13 protein-coding genes are annotated in these 16,604 nt (G+C 63.4%); 8 read left to right on the plus strand and 5 right to left on the minus strand.

The annotated features are described in order from the left end of the window. Nucleotides 1–106: 106 nt before the first annotated feature. The 6 genes from PE058_RS05855 to PE058_RS05880 all read left to right on the plus strand — a co-directional run bounded on the left by PE058_RS05855 (nt 107) and on the right by PE058_RS05880 (nt 8,682). On the plus strand, nt 107–2,173 hold the full coding sequence (locus tag PE058_RS05855; protein ID WP_271030110.1) for an extracellular solute-binding protein: 2,067 nt from the start codon (nt 107–109) through the stop codon (nt 2,171–2,173). A gap of 32 nt (nt 2,174–2,205) precedes the next feature. Beyond that, nucleotides 2,206–4,044 carry an extracellular solute-binding protein gene (locus PE058_RS05860; protein ID WP_198011120.1) on the plus strand — a complete coding sequence of 613 codons (1,839 nt, stop codon included), beginning with the start codon at nt 2,206–2,208 and terminating at the stop codon, nt 4,042–4,044. Nucleotides 4,045–4,094: 50 nt separating this feature from the next. Further along, complete coding sequence (locus tag PE058_RS05865) at nt 4,095–5,213, plus strand: microcin C ABC transporter permease YejB (protein ID WP_020084438.1); 1,119 nt, start codon at nt 4,095–4,097, stop codon at nt 5,211–5,213. Nucleotides 5,214–5,251: 38 nt separating this feature from the next. Continuing rightward, nucleotides 5,252–6,454, plus strand: a complete 1,203-nt coding sequence (locus tag PE058_RS05870; protein ID WP_271030596.1) for an ABC transporter permease — start codon at nt 5,252–5,254, stop codon at nt 6,452–6,454. Between the two features lie 11 nt (nt 6,455–6,465). Then, nucleotides 6,466–8,103: an ABC transporter ATP-binding protein gene (locus PE058_RS05875; protein WP_271030111.1), complete on the plus strand. Its 1,638-nt coding sequence runs from the start codon at nt 6,466–6,468 to the stop codon at nt 8,101–8,103. Between the two features lie 129 nt (nt 8,104–8,232). Next, entirely contained in the window at nt 8,233–8,682 is a 450-nt protein-coding gene (locus tag PE058_RS05880; RefSeq protein WP_271030112.1) for a hypothetical protein, read from the plus strand. Between the two features lie 4 nt (nt 8,683–8,686). Here PE058_RS05880 and PE058_RS05885 read toward each other — a convergent pair whose 3' ends face one another. Both PE058_RS05885 and PE058_RS05890 read right to left on the minus strand, forming a co-directional pair. Continuing rightward, nucleotides 8,687–9,625 (minus strand): C40 family peptidase, encoded by a 939-nt coding sequence (locus tag PE058_RS05885; protein WP_271030113.1) that lies wholly within the window; start codon nt 9,623–9,625, stop codon nt 8,687–8,689. Next, nucleotides 9,622–11,070, minus strand: coding sequence for a leucyl aminopeptidase family protein (locus PE058_RS05890; RefSeq protein WP_271030114.1), 1,449 nt, complete (start codon nt 11,068–11,070; stop codon nt 9,622–9,624). Before PE058_RS05890 ends, PE058_RS05885 begins: the two co-directional genes overlap by 4 nt. Nucleotides 11,071–11,178: 108 nt before the next feature. Here PE058_RS05890 and PE058_RS05895 point away from each other — a divergent pair, with 108 nt between their 5' ends. Next, nucleotides 11,179–11,835: a glutathione S-transferase family protein gene (locus tag PE058_RS05895; RefSeq protein ID WP_020084444.1), complete on the plus strand. Its 657-nt coding sequence runs from the start codon at nt 11,179–11,181 to the stop codon at nt 11,833–11,835. Nucleotides 11,836–11,949: 114 nt separating this feature from the next. After that, nucleotides 11,950–12,963 carry a tetratricopeptide repeat protein gene (locus tag PE058_RS05900; protein ID WP_020084445.1) on the plus strand — a complete coding sequence of 338 codons (1,014 nt, stop codon included), beginning with the start codon at nt 11,950–11,952 and terminating at the stop codon, nt 12,961–12,963. Nucleotides 12,964–13,133: 170 nt separating this feature from the next. Here PE058_RS05900 and PE058_RS05905 read toward each other — a convergent pair whose 3' ends face one another. The 3 genes from PE058_RS05905 to PE058_RS05915 are packed head-to-tail and all read right to left on the minus strand — an operon-like array spanning nt 13,134 to nt 16,602. Further along, nucleotides 13,134–14,111 (minus strand): type II secretion system F family protein, encoded by a 978-nt coding sequence (locus PE058_RS05905; protein ID WP_020084446.1) that lies wholly within the window; start codon nt 14,109–14,111, stop codon nt 13,134–13,136. A gap of 18 nt (nt 14,112–14,129) precedes the next feature. Next, the gene (locus tag PE058_RS05910; protein WP_020084447.1) at nt 14,130–15,140 is read right to left on the minus strand and encodes a type II secretion system F family protein; all 1,011 of its coding nucleotides are present in this window, start codon (nt 15,138–15,140) and stop codon (nt 14,130–14,132) included. Continuing rightward, on the minus strand, nt 15,133–16,602 hold the full coding sequence (locus PE058_RS05915; protein ID WP_020084448.1) for a CpaF family protein: 1,470 nt from the start codon (nt 16,600–16,602) through the stop codon (nt 15,133–15,135). Before PE058_RS05915 ends, PE058_RS05910 begins: the two co-directional genes overlap by 8 nt. Between the last annotated feature and the right edge of the window lie 2 nt (nt 16,603–16,604).

The following is a 16,604-nucleotide window of genomic DNA, read 5'->3' on the forward strand; positions in this document are numbered from 1 at the left end:
TTTTCGCAATGCCTCCGCTTCCGCTGGGGCTGGTCGGTCATGGGTGGGCGTCCGCGCGGGTGCTTTGCGCGCGCCACCTTGGTGGTTGAAAGGGACGAAAGCGACGATGGTAGCGGCATACAGGGTTCATCAGTCTCGCTCGCGCGCGGATAACGTGACTGCCTCGCGCTCTTCACACCGCTCAGGTCCCTCGCTCCTCTCCCCCCGCTTCTCGTCCTTTCTCGCCGCGCTTTTTGTGACGGCTGCGGCACTCTCAGCGCCGGCTTCGGCCCAGGAGGAGAGCGCGCCCGCCGCTTCGCCTGCTGCAGTTCCGGCGGACGCGAGCTCTGTTCGCCATCATGCGCTCTCGCTGATCGGAGATCCGCGGTTCGGGCCTGACTTCAAGCATTTCGATTGGGTCAATCCCGATGCGCCGAAGGGCGGCACGGTGCGGTTCGCGGTCGAGGGTACGTTCGACTCCCTCAATCCCTACTCTATCAAGGGAATGTCGGCGGGCGGCATCGGCATGATCTACGACTCGCTGATGGCTGGAAGCCCGGACGAAGAGTCGACGGAGTACGGTCTCGTCGCCGAATGGGTTTCCTATCCGCCGGATTACTCGTGGGCCAAGTTCGGCCTGAGGCCGGAAGCCCGCTTCCATGACGGAAAGCCGATCACGCCTGAGGACGTGATCTTCAGCCTCGATGCGCTGAAGAAGGCGCATCCGATGTATGCCCGCTACTACAAGAACGTGGTCAAGGCCGAAAAGACCGGCGATCACGAGGTGACGTTCACGTTCGATATCGCGGGTAACCGCGAGCTTCCGCAGATCCTCGGGCAGCTTACCGTGCTTCCGAAGCACTATTGGGAGGCCACCGGCAAGAACGGCGAGCCGCGCGATCTCACCAAGAGCACGCTCGAAGTGCCGCTGGGCTCCGGGCCGTACAAGATCAAGGAATTCGATACCGGAAACCGCATCGTGTTCGAGCGCGTGAAGGATTACTGGGCGAAGGACCTGCCGGTGATGGTGGGCCAGTGGAACTTCGACGAGATGCGGTTCCAGTATTTCCGCGATCGCACCGCCGCGTTCGAGGACTTCAAGGCCGGCCGCGCCGACTTCTGGCGCGAGAACACGGCAAGCTCATGGGCCACGCAGTTCGCGTTCGATGCGATCCAGAAGGGTTGGGTCAAGAAGGAAGCGATCCCGACCAAGGGCGTCGCACGGATGCAGGGCTTCGTGTTCAACACGCGGCGCGACAAGTTCAAGGATCCCCGCGTTCGGCAGGCTTTCAACTATGCGTTCGATTTCGAGGATCTGAACAAGTCGGTTCTGTTCGGCCAGTACACGCGCGTCGGAAGCTATTTCGACAACTCGGAGCTGGCCGCGAAGGGGCTGCCGCAGGGCCGTGAGCTCGAGATCCTCAAGGAGTTCGAAAAGGATCTTCCGGCGGAAGTGTTCACGACGGAGTGGAAGAACCCGGTCTATGCCTCGCGTGAGGACGCGCGCAAGAATCTGCAGGAGGCGATGCGTCTCTTCAAGGAGGCGGGCTGGGAAGTGCGCCAGGAGGAGATCGACGATCCTGACTGCGGCATGTTCTGCAAGCTCGGCCGCGCGGTTGGCCTCGGCTCGGCCAAGACACAAACGGTGCTGCGCAACGACAAGGGCGAGCCGTTCACGGTGGAGTTCCTGCTCGGCTCCGATGCCTTCCAGCGGCATGTGGCGCACTATCGTGCCAATCTCGAAAAGATCGGCGTGAAGGCGTCGGTCCGCGTGGTCGATCCGGCGCAGTACGAGCGGCGCGAGACGACCTTCGATTTCGACATCGTCATAGACAGCTTCCCGCAATCCCTGTCGCCCGGCAACGAGCAGCGGGACTTCTGGGGCTCGGCCGCGGCGGACCAGGACGGCAGCCGCAACACCATCGGCATCAAGAGCCCGGTGATCGACGCGCTGATCGAGAAGCTCGTGGTGGCGAAGGATCGGGACGAGGTCGTCGCGCATACCCGCGCGCTCGACCGGGTTCTGCTGTGGGGGCACTATCTGGTGCCGCAGTGGTACAATCCCTACGAGTGGCTCGCGACGTGGGACATGTTTGGCCGGCCCGAGAAGCTTCCGTCTCTGACCGCAGGTTTCAGCCAGGTCTGGTGGGTCGATCCGGCCAAGCAGCAGGCGCTCGCGTCACACAGGAAATGAACGTGATGGTGGCGCGGTCTCCCGGAGGGCAGATGAGACGACTTCTCGGCGTGCGCGCTGGTCTTACAGCATTCTGCGCTCTGGCTTTCGCGGCGGGCCTCGCCTCGCCGCTCTCGGCGGAGCCCAAGCATGGGCTCTCGATTTTCGGCGATCTCAAGTATCCGGCTGACTTCACGCATTTCGACTACGTCAATCCGGATGCGCCGAAGGGCGGGAAAGCCTCGCAGATCGGCACGGCTGGGCTCACCACGTTCGACAGCTTCAATGCTTACATCCTGAAGGGCGACGCCGCCCAGGGCATGGAGCTGGTGTTCGATACCCTGATGGCGCGCGCATTGGACGAGCCGGATGCCGTCTACGGGCTTGTCGCCTCCTCGGCGGACGTGGCGCCTGACGGTCTTTCGGTTACCTTCAAGCTGAGGCCGGAAGCAAAGTTCGCCGACGGCAGCCCGCTCACCGCCGACGACGTCGTGTTCTCCTTCGACACGATCAAGGCGAAGGGGCATCCGGCGTTCGCCATTCCGCTGAAGGACGTGGTGTCCGCCGAGGCGCTCGACCCGCAAACGGTGCGCTACACGTTCCAAGGACAGCTTATTCGCGACCTGCCGATTTCCGTTGCGACGCTGCCGATCCTGTCGAAGGCGTACTACACAGCGCACGATTTCGAGAAGACGACGCTCGAGCCGCCGCTCGGCTCCGGCCCTTACAAGATCGGTGACTTCAAGGCTGGTACCTACGTCACTTACGTGCGGCGCGAGGACTATTGGGGCAAGGACCTGCCGATCAATCGTGGGCAGCACAACTTCGACGAGGTTCGCTACGAGTACTATCGCGACCGGACGCTCGAGCTCGAGAACCTGCTGGCCGGGAATTTCGATTTCCGCGAGGAGTTCACCTCCAAGGACTGGGCGGGCGGTTACGACAAGCCGGCTGTCAAGGACGGCCGGGTGAAGCTGCTCACGATCCCCGACGAGCGGCCTTCGGGCGCGCAAGGCTTCTTCATCAATACGCGCCGCGACAAGTTCAAGGACGTGCGCGTTCGGGAGGCACTTGGCCTTGCGTTCGATTTCGAGTGGAGCAACAAGAACCTCTTTTTCGGGCTCTATACGCGCACCGGGAGCTACTTCGAAAACTCCGACATGAAGGCGTCCGGAGTGCCATCGCCTGAAGAGCTGGCGTTACTGGAGCCGTTCCGGGACAAGCTTCCCGCAGCCGTGTTCGGCGAGGCCGTCTCGCCTCCGGTGACGGACGGCAGCGGCAACAATCGCGAGCAATTGCGGCGTGCCTCCAAGCTTCTCGCGGAGGCGGGATGGACGCAGACGCCGCAAGGGCTTCGCAACGCGGCGGGGCAGCCCTTTTCGGTCGAGATCCTGATCGACAGCCCTTCGTTCGAACGGATCGTTGGGCCTTATCTCAAGAACCTGAAGGCGATCGGTATCGATGCGACGATGCGGCGGGTGGATGCCGCCCAGTATGAGCGCCGGCTCAAGGATTTCGACTTCGACCTCACGACGCAGCGCTATGCGCTCCGGCTTACGCCCGGCATCGAGCTCAAGACGTTCTGGGGATCGGACGCGGCCAAAACGAATGGCAGCTTCAACCTGGCCGGGATCGCGGACCCTGTGCTCGACCAGTTGATCGACCATATCGTGACGGCAAAATCGCGGGCTGAGCTGGTGACGGCGACGCGCGCGGCGGACCGTGTTCTGAGAGCGGGCTACTACTGGGTGCCGCAATGGTACAAGGGCGCGCACAACCTTGCGTTCTGGAACAAGTTCGGATGGCCGGAGGTGAAGCCCAGGTACGAGCGCGGCGCGCTCGATACGTGGTGGTACGATAGCGAGAAAGCAAAAGCGCTGGTTCAGCGGTGACGAATGAGCCGATGACAGGGCGCGGCGCCCCAACGAGGATCTGATCGACGATGGCTGCCTATCTCCTCAAGCGATTGCTGCTCATCATTCCGACGATGATCGGTATCATGCTGATCAGTTTCGTGATCGTGCAGTTCGCGCCGGGCGGGCCGGTCGAGCAGATGATCGCCAAGCTCACGGGCAGCGACACGTCGATCTCGGACCGCCTCGGCGGCGGTGGACGCGATACGCTTGGGGGCGGGAGCCAGTCGCAACTCGGCCAGGGCGCGGGCGACAGCGTCACCTCGAAGTATCGCGGTGCGCAGGGGCTCGATCCCGAGTTCATCAAAAGCCTCGAAAAGCAGTTCGGCTTCGACAAGCCCGCGCATGAGCGCTTTCTGCTCATGATGAAAAGCTATCTCATGTTCGATTTCGGAAAGAGCTACTTCCGCGACGTGTCGGTGATCGAGCTGATCAAGGAGAAGATGCCGGTTTCGATCTCGCTTGGCCTCTGGATGACGTTGATCACGTATTTCATCTCCATTCCGCTCGGCATCCGGAAGGCGGTGAAAGATGGGGAGAAGTTCGATACCTGGACCAGCACGCTTCTGGTCGTCGGCTACGCGGTGCCGGGCTTCCTCGTGGCGGTGCTGCTGCTCATCGTGTTCGCGGGCTCGTCGTTCTTCCAGTGGTTCCCGTCACGCGGGCTCACCTCGGACAACTGGGAACAGCTTTCGACGTTCGGGAAGATCGTGGACTACTTCTGGCACTTGACGCTGCCAATCATCGCGATGTCGCTCGGCGCCTTCACCACCATGGCGTTCCTCACCAAGAACAGCTTCCTGGACGAAATCCGCAAGCAGTACGTGATCACGGCGCGCTCCAAGGGGCTTAGCGAGCGGGAGGTGCTCTACGGGCATATCTTCCGTAACGCGATGCTGCTCATCATTGCGGGCTTTCCGGGGGCCTTCATCAGCGCCTTTTTCTCGGGCTCGCTGCTGATCGAGACGGTGTTCTCGCTCGACGGGCTCGGGCTGCTCGGCTTCGAGAGCGCGATCAAGCGAGATTATGCGGTGGTGTTCGCCACGCTCTACATCTTTGCGCTGATGGGGCTTGTCGTGAACGTCGTCACCGATTTCATCTATACACTTGTCGATCCCCGCATCGACTTCGAGAGCCGGGAGATCTAGCCGTGGACGCCCGACGCGAGGATACCAATGAGCAGGCCGTGACGACCGATCCGGTGCGTCCGCCGCTTTTCACGCGGCTCCTTCCGCGCTTCACGCTCTCGCCGATCAACGCGCGGCGCTGGGCGAACTTCAAGGCGAACCGGCGCGGCTACTGGAGCCTCGTCCTCTTTCTCATCCTGTTTTTCGTCACTCTGTTCGCGGAGGTCATCGCCAACGATAGGCCGCTGATCGTGCGCTACAAGGGCGAGACGCTGTTCCCCGTGCTCGTCGACTATCCCGAATCCAAGTTCGGAGGCTTCCTGGCGGTGACGGACTATCGCGATCCGCTCATCATTGAGGAGATTACCTCCAACGGCTGGATGATTTGGCCGCCGATCCGCTATTCCTACGACACCATCAACAAGGACTATCCGAACCGCGTGGATGCCGACGGCAACTGCTTCATCGAGCGGGATGGCGTGAAGCATCAGGCGGGGCTCGGTTATCCGGCGCCGCCGCAATGGGCTGCGCGCGCGAAGCTCTGTGACGCGCCGCCCGATCAGATGGCGCGCTATCTAGCCGTCGGAAACTGGAATTGGCTCGGGCTCGACAACCAGGGCCGGGACGTGCTGGCGCGCGTGATCTATGGGTTCCGCATCTCGGTGATGTTCGGCCTGATCTTGACGATCCTATCGAGCCTGATCGGCATCGCGGCAGGCGCTGTTCAGGGGTTCTACGGCGGGTGGATCGATCTCCTCATGCAGCGGTTCCTGGAGATCTGGGGCAACATTCCGACGCTCTACGTGCTGATCATCATCGCGGCCGTTCTGGTGCCGGGCTTCTGGACGCTGCTGTTCGTGCTGCTTGCCTTCCAATGGACATCTCTGGTCGGAGTGGTGCGCGCGGAGTTCCTGCGGGCGCGCAACTTCGAATACGTGCGCGCGGCGCGGGCACTGGGGCTTTCCGACACGACCATCATGCGCAAGCACCTCCTGCCGAACGCCACCGTCGCAACGCTGACGTTCATGCCGTTCCAGCTTTCGGGCTCCATCACCACGCTGACGTCGCTCGACTTCCTCGGGCTTGGCTTGCCGCCGGGCTCGCCGTCGCTGGGTGAGCTGCTGTTGCAGGGCAAGGGTGATCTCGGCGCGCCTTGGCTCGGCATGAGCGCGTTCTTCTCCATCGCGATCATGCTGTCGCTCTTGATCTTCATCTTCGAAGGGGTGCGCGACGCGCTCGATCCCCGCAAGACCTTTGCGTGAGGGGGTAGGCGATGTCCAAAGAGGTGCTGATCAACGTCAAGAACCTGTCGGTGGCCTTCCGCTCGGGCGGCGGCACGACGACGACGGCCGTGAAAGGCGTGACGTTCAAGATCAACAAGGGTGAGACGGTGGCGCTCGTCGGCGAGTCCGGCAGCGGCAAGTCCGTCTCGGCGCTTTCAATCCTGCGGCTGCTGCCCTATCCGGCCGCGTCGCATCCCACGGGCGAGATCTTCTTCGAGGGGAAGGATCTGCTGAAGACGTCCGAGCAGGATCTCAAGCGTATCCGCGGGGATCGCATCTCGATCATCTTTCAGGAGCCGATGACCTCGCTCAATCCGCTGCATACCATCGAGCGGCAGGTGGGCGAGATCCTGGCGCTCCATCGCGGTCTCAGCGGACAGGCTGCCCGCGCGCGCGTCATCGAGCTTCTGACGAAGGTCGGTATTCCGGAGCCCGAGAAGCGGCTCAACGCTTTCCCGCACCAGCTTTCGGGCGGGCAGCGCCAGCGGGTCATGATCGCGATGGCGCTCGCCAACGAGCCGGATCTTCTGATCGCAGACGAGCCGACGACCGCGCTCGACGTGACCATCCAGGCGCAGATCCTGGAGCTTCTGCGCAATCTCCAGCGCGAAATGGGAATGGCGATGCTGCTGATCACACACGATCTCGGCATCGTGCGGCGGATGGCGGAGCGTGTGTACGTCATGCAGAGCGGCTCGATCGTGGAGGAGCAGCCGACGGAGGCGCTGTTCGCTTCTCCGCAACATCCCTACACGCGCCATCTGATCGCGGCGGAGCCCAAGGGCAAGCCGCCGCATTTCGATGCCGCCTCACCCGTGATCGCGGAGACGCAGGATCTCAAGGTGTGGTTTCCGATCAAGCGTGGCTTCCTGCAGCGGACCGTGGATCACGTGAAGGCGGTGGACGGTGTTTCGGTGAAGATCCTTGCCGGGCAGACGGTGGGCGTTGTCGGCGAGTCGGGATCGGGCAAGACGACGCTCGGGCTTGCGATCCTGCGGCTGATCTCGTCGTCCGGACCCATCGTCTATCTCGGCAAGCGTATCGACGGGCTCACCTCCAAGGAGATGCGCCCGCTCAGGCGCGAGATGCAGGTTGTTTTCCAGGATCCCTATGGATCGCTCTCGCCGCGCCTTTCGATCTTCGAGATCATCGAGGAGGGCCTGCTCATCCAGAAGCCCGAGTGGACCGCTGCGCAACGGCGCGAGCAGGCGGCGAAGGCGTTGGGCGAGGTGGGGCTCGACGCGGCTTCGTCGCTGGACCGGTATCCGCACGAATTCTCCGGCGGGCAACGTCAGCGTATCGCCATCGCGCGTGCCATGGCGCTCGAACCCAAGTTCATCGTACTCGACGAGCCGACGAGCGCGCTCGATATGAGCGTGCAGGCGCAGATCGTCGACCTCCTGCGGGAGCTGCAAGCCAAGCGTAATCTTGCCTATGTTTTCATCAGTCACGATCTCAAAGTCGTGCGCGCGCTCTGCAACTATGTGATCGTGATGCGGAACGGCAAGGCGCTGGAGGAAGGTCCGGCGGACGAAATTTTCACAGCGCCCAAAGCGGATTATACGAAGGCGCTTCTGGCGGCGGCGTTTGATCTCAAGGTGGCGCACCGCGCGGCGATCGCGGGTTGACCATTCTCGAACATCGCGCGGTCGGCAGAAATTTTCCCTACGTCAGGATGCGCCGCCTGTCATCGCGCTTGAGGGCGGTCACCTTTTGAGACATCCTGCGCACATTCCGATCAGGCCGGTGTATTTCGCATGACGACGACGCAAGAGGGTTTTCATCCGTCCTCGGTCCAGGCGACGATCGAGCAGCTTCGCTATTGGGTTCCGACGATCAAGGATGTTGCGCACGTCTTCGAGGGTAATGAAGACGAATGCTGGCTGCTTTCGATCGAGCCGGTCGTTGCCGCCGCGTGTCCGGTGGCGTTGGCGCTGAGGGAGACGGGGCGTTTCGACATCGCGATTGCCGGCGAGACGTATGAGGATCGGCTGGTCGGGAAGCTCGAGGAGCTGGTGCTGCTTCTCGAGCGCATTACGCAAGGCCAGATCATCCAGCGGCGCTGGGTGAGCTCCGTGACCGGAGTAGAGCGCGGCATCGAGACCATCATTCTGCTCGGGGACGGCGCGGTTTGGCGCGACGGTCCGGAGCCGGACGGATACGGCGAGCGCCACGATCGCCACTTCCTGCCTTACCGTCGCGGTTGATCGTTCAGGCTTTCGGCGCCGTTGCCGCTTGCGGGATGCGCCGGATTGCAAGGATTTTCGAACCATCCCTGGCGATGCGTTGCGCGGCTTCCGGCAGCGTTTCCACAGCCACGGCCATGTGGTGCGCGTTGGCATGAACCAGCATCACGCCATCGCTCATGATCCCGACGTGACCTTTCCAGAAGATCAGGTCGCCGCGCTGCAGGCCTTCCAAATCCTCGGGGATCAGGATGGACGTGCCGAGCTCGTTCATCTGCATGTCGCTGTCGCGGGGGGCTGCCACGCCGGCCGCTTCGAGGGCGACTTGAACGAGGCCCGAGCAGTCGATGCCGATGCGGGTGCGGCCGCCCCACAGATACGGCGTGCCGATCAAGCGCTCCGCGATATCGACGAAATCGCGTTCGTAGCGGTCCTTCTCGATGATGTGGCGGGTGATTATGAAGCCGCCGCGCTCGAGACGGCAGAAGCGCTCTCCCCATTCGCTGACGCGGATCTCGGCGTTGAGCGGCAGGTGCATGACCGGCGGTGTCTTGATGTCCGCCGCCGCATAAACGAACGTGCCGAGCGCTTTGACGCGATGGGTCGAGAGCTGCACCTCGCTGCTCAAGGCACTCGAAGGAACGTAGCCTACATAACGGTCGCGCTGGAGCTGGACCCAGGCCCATCCTTCGGCTTCGTCGTACACTTTCACCATTTCGCCGAAGAGGGCTTCGGTCTCGATCCCCACATTGGGCGACGGTTCGCGGCGCAGCGGGATCGCAGGTTTCGCAACCTGGCGCGTCGTGCCTGCGGCATAGCGGGGTGAGACCACCTGGCCACGAAGCGAGAGGGCTGCGAGATCGGGCCGGACGACGTGACGGCGCGGGTCGAGCTTGGGCGGAGCGGCCGGCTGAGCAGGCTCGCTCACATTGCCGCTCTCGTCCGCCGGCTTGTCGTTGGTCATGAGCAGAGCTCTTTGGTGAGAAGTGAGAAGAGGGCGCGCGCCGTCTGCGGCTCGCCGCCTTTGGGGCCGAGGGGACGGGGTGCCGGGCGCCAGCCATAAAGATCGAAGTGGGCGAAGCGGCGGGCGTTCTTCACGAAGCGCTTCAGGAACAGGGCGGCGGTGATGGCCCCGGCGAAGGGTGCATCATGGACGTTGTTCATGTCGGCGATGTCGCTGTCGAGGTGGCGCTCGTATCCCGGCCAGAACGGCAGACGCCATACCGGGTCGCCGACGGCCTCGGCCTCCGCGCTGAGCGCTTCGGCGAATGCGTTGTCGTTCGTGAAGAATGCGGGGAGGTCCGGGCCGAGGGCCACGCGGGCCGCGCCGGTCAGCGTCGCGAATACGAGGATCGTGTCGGGCTGCTCCTCGTCGGCCAGCGATAGCGCGTCGGCGAGCACGAGGCGGCCTTCCGCGTCGGTGTTTCCGATTTCGACGGTTTTGCCCGCGCGGCTCAGGAGAATGTCGCCCGGGCGGAATGCATCGCCTGAAATGCTGTTCTCGGCTGCTGCGATCAGCAAACGCAGGCGCACATCGAGGCCGCGGCTCATGATCAGCTCGGCCAGCGTGAGGGCCGCGGCGGCGCCACCCATATCCTTCTTCATGAGAAGCATGCCGGAGGCGGGCTTTATGTCGAGGCCGCCGGTGTCGAAGGTGATGCCCTTGCCGACGAGCGTGAGCATCGGCGCCTTGGGGTTGCCGCCGGGTTTCTGCCATCTGACGTCGATGAGGCGGGGCGCACGGGAGCTGGCGCGGCCGACCGCATGGATCATGCGGAACCCTTTTTCGAGCAGGTCGTCGCCGACGATGGTCTCGATGCTCGCGCCGTGATCGCGGGCGAGGCGCTGAGCGGCGGCTTCCAGATCTTCCGGGGCAAGGTCGGACGCGGGCGTATTGATCAGATCGCGTCCTTTCCAGATCGCGCCGACCTGGTTGACGACCGACTGATAGTCGAGCTTTTGGGGCAGCTTGAGGCGCGGCGGGGCCTCGCCGGGCGCGCTCTTGTAGCGGCGGAAGCGGTAGGCGCCGAGGCCCCACGCGATGGCGGCGAGCTCCGCATTGGGAACGTCGCCTCCAAGATGATAGAGGCCTTCGGGCAGGCTTGCGGCGAGCTGTCCCATCAGAAGCTCGGAGGGGCCGGAGGGATCGCCCGCGCTTCCGTTGCCGATGCCGAGCGCAACGCCTGCCAACGCGCCCTGAGGACCTGGAATGAGCGCCTGCTTCTTGGCCGCGCTCGTGAACCGCGTGCGCTCGAGCCACGCTTTGGCCGTGTCGTCCAGGCCCGTGAGGCGTGCCACCGGCTGCGATTCGGAGACGAGCCAGATTGGGGTGCTGGGGCCGGCGGTGTCGTGGGGGGCCAGCACATCGGTGGGGGAGAGCGCGCTCGGCCCTGAAGATTTGTCGGTCATGGATGGGTTCTTTTGGTCTCGTAAGAATGGCCGCTTGGACGGACCTCGGATGATCAGGCATTATCCCCAGACACGCAGGGAAACACAATCGCAAGAGGACGGCTCAGGATGGCGGCTGAAGGATATCGACTCGTCATTGGCAACAAGAATACGTCGAGCTGGAGCCTGAGGCCCTGGCTCGCCTTGAAGCAGGCGGGGATCGATTTCACAGAGGTCAGAATCAATCTCCGCGCCACGGACGCGAAGGAGCAGATCCTGGCGCATTCGCCGGCGGGAAAGGTGCCGGTGCTGTGGTCGGGCGATCTCATGATCTGGGACAGTCTCGCCATTCTCGAATACGTCGCCGAGCGCCATCCTGATAAGGCACTGTGGCCGTCGGATGTCAGGGCGAGAGCCGTGGCGCGCTCGGTCAGCGCGGAAATGCATTCGGGCTTTCAGCCCTTGCGCGAGCACTGCCCGATGAAGATCCTCTCGCAGGATCCCAAGCCCGAGCATCCCGATGCGGTGGTGGCGAACATCCGGCGGATCGTCGAGCTCTGGATGGACAGCCGCAAGCGGTTCGGCGGCGATGGTCCGTTTCTGTTCTCTCGCTTCTCGATCGCGGATGCCATGTTCGCGCCGGTGGCCTCGCGCTTCCGCACCTATGTTGCGGATCTCGGGGCGTTCGGCGATGACGGCACGGCGGCGGCTTACGTCGATACAATCCTCTCGCTTCCCGCCATCGAGGAGTGGATCAGAGGGGCGCGGGCCGAAGTCGCGGGTTAGGGCGCGGCCCTGCCGGATCGGTTAAGGCTTTATTGACTGCTGTATCGGAAAGTGACGGGAGACGGGCGCATAAGGCGCGCCCCGCCCCGTGACCGACGAGCAGTGGAGACATTCATGGCCGACCTCGACGCGCTTGCGATGCCGAAGAGGGCACGTCCCGTCGGTGTGCTCGCAGCCATCGCGGCCAGTCTGCTGCTCGGTGCGTGCGCTCAGATCGGCGGCGAGGAAAGCGCGGGGCTGTTTTCCGCGCTGGCTCCCGACACGGCGCCCGCAGCTACCGAGACGGCCCAAGCTCAGCAGCCCAGCGATCCGCGTGCGGCCACCGAGTATTGGGGACAGCAGTATTCCAAGAACCCGCGCGATCTCGATGCAGCGCTCGCCTATGCGCAGAACCTCAAGGTGATGGGGCAGAAGCGCGAGGCGCTGGCCGTGCTGCAGCAGGCGTCGCTGATTCATGGCTCGGACCGGCGCCTGGCTGCGGACTATGGCCGCCTTGCGCTCGATCTCGATCAAGTCAGCGTTGCGAAGAAGGTGCTCGCGGTGGCGGACGATCCTGCCAATCCCGATTGGCGCGTCATCCTTGCGCGCGGCACGGTGCTGGCCAAGGAAGGCAGCTATCGCGAGGCGATCTCGTACTATGAACGCGCGCAGGCGCTCAATCCCGGACATCCGTCCGTGCTGAACAATCTCGCGCTCGCCTACACCATGAGCGGCGAAGCGGATCGTGGCGAGCAGCTTCTGCGGCAGGCTTCGGCGACGGGTGGCGAGAACGCGAAGGTTCGGCAGAACCTGGCGCTCGTGCTCGGCCTTCAGGGCAAGTACGACGAAGCGACGAGGACGGCTTCAGTGGATCTCTCGCCGAGCGATGCGCAGGCGAATACCGCGCTTCTGAAGAAGATGGTGAAGCTCGATGCCAAGGCTGTTGCACCGGCTTCGGCGCCCGCCCGGACGCCACGTGAGACGCCGGCGCAGGAGCCTTCCTGGTCAACGGCTGTGGCCAAGGCCCAGGTGAAGGCGCCGACGCCGGTTGCTGCCCAGGCGCCCGCGCTCCGGTCGAGCAACATCGAGACCGGGTTCGGTGGCCGTACGGAGCCGGATCACGCAGCCTCTCTGTTCACCGCGGAGTAACGAGCGCCACCTGGGCATACCCAGGCGCTTGCGCCTACTTCATCGATGATCGACGACGAAAGCCGGCGCTCTGTTCGCCGGCTTTTCCGTGCTTGGGTGCGTGATGACGCCAAGCTAGCGGCAATTCTCCGCCATGTGACGCGCCAGGGGGCCGGGACCGTTCAGCGAGACTATTGCATCTTCCAGAAGGTTATCGCGGCGGGACCGAGGATCACGACGAACAAGACGGGCAGGAAGAATACGATCATCGGCACCGTGAGCTTCGGGGGCAGGGCCGCTGCCTTCTTCTCGGCGTCAGCCATGCGCATATCGCGGTTTTCCTTGGCCATCACGCGGAGGGCCTGGCTCACGGGCGTGCCGTAGCGCTCTGCCTGCACGAGCGCGGTGGTGACCGCCTTGACGCTCGGAAGGTTCGTTCGCTTGGCGAGGTTCTCGAAGGCCTGACGCCGATCCGGCAGATAGGAGAGCTCGGCTGTCGTCAGAGACAGCTCCTCGCCCAGCTCGACGCATTGGTTCGAGATTTCCTTTGCCACCTTCCCGAAAGACGCTTCCACCGACATGCCGGACTGGACGCAGATCAGCAGCATGTCGAGGGCTTCAGGGAACGCTATTTTGATGGCTTGCTGGCGCTTCTGCGTGAGGTTTTCGATGAACACGTTGGGCAGGTAATAGCCGGCGCCGGCGGCAAGGACTGAATAGAGCAGCTTCATATTCGACGACGCCTCGATTTCGGCGACGAAGAACAGGTAGAGCAGCGTGACGATGAAGGCCAGCGGCGGGGCTGCCACGCGGAAGAACATGTAGGCCACGAGCGGCGCCTGGCCTCTGAGACCTGCCATCTTGAGTTTGTTGCGCAGCTCCTCGCTGTCGAACTGGGCTCGCAGATTGAGCTTGTCGACGATCTGCTGCATGAAGCCTTTCGGCGCCTGCCGCAGCCTGCCTTGGCCCGCACGCTCCTTGTTCAGCTCTGCCAGACGCTTGGACCTCAACGCGTCGCGCTCGAGCGCCATGACGCGCATGCGCTGGTTCATCTGGTCGCGCGCAAGGATCGGCATCACGACCGCCAGTATGGTGGCGAAGACCGAAACCGCAGCCAGCATCGTCGCAAGAAACTGCGGAGATATAAGTGTATCTATGAGGTCTTGCATGGCAGCGCTCTTTCGAGACTAGAACTTGAAGTTGATCATCTTGCGCATGAGCAGCACGCCGATCAGCATCCAGGTTAGGCCGACGAGGATGAAAAGGTTTCCCGTTCGCGTCGTGAACAGCGGGCTGATGTAATCTGGCGACGACGAGTACACCATGAACATGACGCCCGGTGGCAGGGCGGCGAGGATCATGGCGGACGCCTTCGCTTCGGCCGAAAGAGCCTTGACCTTCATGGCCATCTTGAAGCGATCGCGCAGAACGCCGGAAAGGTTGGCGAGCGCTTCGGCAAGGTTGCCGCCGGATTGCTGCTGGATCGCGATCACGATGGCGAGGAACTTGACCTCTGGAAGGGGCATACGCAGCGTGAGACGATCGAGAGCTTCCGAGAGCGACACGCCGATGCGCTGCTGCTCGATCGTCTCGCGGAACTCGCTGGCGACAGGCTCGGGGGCCTCGCGGGCGATCACGCCGAAGCATTCGTTCAACGGCAGGCCGGATTTGATGCCGCGCACGATGACGTCGATCGAGTTCGCAAGCTCCGCCAAAAACTTTTTCTGACGGCGCGCGATCATCTTGGAGAGGACGAAGCGGGGAATGCCGAGGCCGCCGACGATCAGGGTGGCGATCATGATCATCGGCCGGAACGACGATGTGGAGGCCGGCAGGAAGCTCACGACAAGGATGGTGACGAGGACGGCCGAGACAGCGCTCGCGATCCAGAACATCTTCGGCTCGACGTCGAGGCCCGCGCGTTCGAGGCGCAGGCGCAAGGAAACCTTCTCGCGCGCCTTCTGCCTGTTCTCGATATCCTTGAGGCTTTCGGCAACCTGCTTCTTGCGGTTTGCCGCCACTTCGGCGGCCGAGCGCGTCGACATCTTCTTGGCGCGCGATTCCGTCACGTTCGCGACGCGCTTGTCCTTTGCGCGATCGCTCGAAATATAGGGATACATGACGGCATAGGCCGTCGCCGCGATGGCGACCGCCGCGACAAGAGCCGTCAGCAGTGGCATCGCGCCGGCATCAATCACGGCCTTCTCCCATGGGATTGCCGTTGGTATCCAGCACCTCGGCCGCAGCCAAGGCCGCGGCCAGCCGGTTTTCTTCCTTGTAGTACTGAGCGCGGTCCCAGAATGCCGGCCGTGCGATGCCCGTCGACCGGTGGCGTCCGGTCAGCTTGCCGTTGGCATCCTCTCCTGTGATCTCGTAGACGATGAGGTTCTGGAGGGTGATGATGTCCTCTTCCATGCCGGTGACCTCAGTGATGTGGGTCACCTTGCGCGAGCCGTCGCGCAGACGCGCGGCCTGGATGATGACGTCGATGGAGCCGACGATCATCTCGCGGATGGTTTTGATGGGGAGTGTGAAGCCGCCCATCATGATCATGGATTCCAGACGGCTCAGTGCTTCGCGCGGGCTGTTCGAGTGAAGCGTGCCCATGGAGCCGTCATGGCCGGTGTTCATGGCCTGCAGAAGGTCGAAAGCTTCGGGGCCGCGGACCTCGCCGACGATGATCCGCTCCGGGCGCATACGCAGGCAGTTCTTGACGAGATCGCGCATGGTGATCTCGCCTTCACCTTCGAGGTTCGGCGGGCGCGTTTCGAGGCGCACGACGTGGGGTTGCTGGAGCTGAAGCTCGGCCGAGTCCTCACAGGTGATGATGCGCTCGTCGTGGTCGATGGTGCCGGTGAGGCAGTTCAGAAGCGTGGTCTTGCCTGAACCCGTGCCGCCTGAGATCAGAACGTTGCAGCGAACACGTCCGATGATCTCGAGAATGGTCTTTGCCTGTGGCGTGATAGCGCCGAACTTCTGGAGCTGCTCGAGCGTCAGGCGATCCTTCTTGAACTTGCGGATCGTGAGCGCAGGGCCGTCGATGGCGAGCGGGGGCGCAATGACGTTGACGCGCGAGCCGTCCGGAAGACGCGCGTCGCATATGGGGCTGCTTTCGTCAACGCGGCGGCCGACCTGGCTCACTATGCGCTGGCAGATGTTCATGAGCTGCTGGTTGTCGGCAAAGCGCACGCCGGTCTTCTGCGTTTTGCCGTTGACCTCGATGAAGGTGGTCGTGGCGCCGTTGACCATAATGTCGGCGATGTCGTCGCGTGCGAGCAGGGGCTCGAGGGGGCCATAGCCCAGCACGTCGTTGCAGATGTCCTCGAGCAGCTCTTCCTGCTCCGCGATCGACATCACGACGTTCTTGACCTGGATGATCTCGCTTACGATGTCGCGGATCTCCTCGCGCGCGGCCGCGGAGTCGAGCTTCGCGAGCTGCGTGAGGTCGATGGTGTCGATGAGTGCGTTAAAGACGGTCGTCTTTACGTCGTAGTATTCTTCCGAATGGTGGCGCTGCTGCTCAACGGGCTCCGCGCGCGAGGGCACGGCCGCGGACGGAGGCGGGGGCGCGGACGCGGGCGCAGGCCCAGGGGCCGGCGCCGCGGAGGGTGCGGGCAGCTTACGTTGGGCGCCGGGTTCATTCGTGCGTCTGCCGAACATGA

This window comes from Hyphomicrobium sp. DMF-1, assembly GCF_027886585.1.
GTDB lineage: Bacteria > Pseudomonadota > Alphaproteobacteria > Rhizobiales > Hyphomicrobiaceae > Hyphomicrobium_C > Hyphomicrobium_C zavarzinii.